This is a genomic window from Aliivibrio sp. 1S128, assembly GCF_001691065.1.
Taxonomy (GTDB): domain Bacteria; phylum Pseudomonadota; class Gammaproteobacteria; order Enterobacterales; family Vibrionaceae; genus Aliivibrio.
Window position 1 is genome coordinate 1,401 of the sequence record NZ_MAJV01000158.1, and the last position, 1,249, is coordinate 2,649.

Consider the following 1,249-nt stretch of genomic DNA (forward strand, 5'->3'; position numbering starts at 1 on the left):
ACGTGTTATGCAGGCGTTAGTTTTAAAGGAGAGTTCAATTGTCGAATATAGTATATCTTTTTGGGGCAGGTATTAATCGTGGAATTCAAGACCATAATGGAGTCAAGCCGCCTCTTGCAACAGATTTATTTGTGCAAGCATTGAAATGCCCAAGAATCGGGGATGATCATTATCTCGAAAAAATTTCCTCTGTTTTTGAATATATTCGAAGATATTGGAAGCTTGATAAGGCTGACCTGAAAAATGGTTATTTTGATCTTGAAGCATGCTATACGCTTCTGGAACTTCAATTAGCAGAAGCAAAAGAAGCTAACAATCAAGAGCAAATTTATTATCTTCAAGATGTAGTTCTTAAATTAACCATTTTATTTGCAGAAACACTACAAGAAATGGAGCATTCAATACATAACTCTGAATCGTTTCGAGCACTCGGTGAATTGATATATAGTCAAAGTGCTGATGTGATTACTTTTAATTATGACACTCTTATAGAAAGTAGCATTGAATCTGCATCTCGTGTTCGAAGCAATATCCCTGAAACTTACAAAGGTAAACCTCATGACAATGGTGATATATCAGATGAGGAGATAAGGTATAGTCACTTTAACTGGAATCGACCTTTGGCTTATGGAGCAAAATTCGATGAGGTTAAGCTTCAACGAGCAGGTGTTAGCACATACGTTGATGGTGAACGTTTTTATTCTGCTCATCCAGATGGACTATATCAAAATACAATATTAAAGTTACATGGTTCAATAAATTGGTTTGTTTACAGTGGTATTAAAAATTATTCATTCGAGGCTGATGTTAATGCTGTAGAATCGAAAAAAGGTAAAACTGTATTAACCGAAGGGCGTTGGTGGTTTAATGAACCGGCAGAAAAAGACGGTGAAATTATTGAGCCTATTATTATTACGCCAACTCTTTATAAAAGATACTCAGAAAATAAGTTGATTTCTAGTTTGTGGCTGCAAGCAAAAGTAACTCTAATGAACTGTAAGCAATTAGTTATTGGGGGCTATTCTTTCCCTCCGACAGATTTTGCTATTAGAAAATTATTTCTAGAAGCCTTTGAAATTCACAAGCCTCAAGAAATTATTGTTATTAACCCTGATACTAGTGTCGTTGCTACGATTCGTGATTTATGTCACTTTGATAAACCAATAATTATTTGTAAAGATCTTGACGAATATATTAAACTTTTTCAAAACAATTAAAACTAACAATCGCATCAACACGATTTGCTACA

General features: G+C 34.3%; 1 protein-coding gene. It reads left to right on the plus strand.

Annotated features, from left to right (window positions below; genetic code table 11):
* Window positions 1-38 precede the first annotated feature (38 nt).
* A complete protein-coding gene (locus A6E03_RS18345) occupies window positions 39-1,217 on the plus strand; it encodes a hypothetical protein (protein ID WP_065601476.1) in 1,179 nt (392 codons plus the stop codon).
* The last annotated feature ends 32 nt before the right edge of the window (window positions 1,218-1,249 follow it).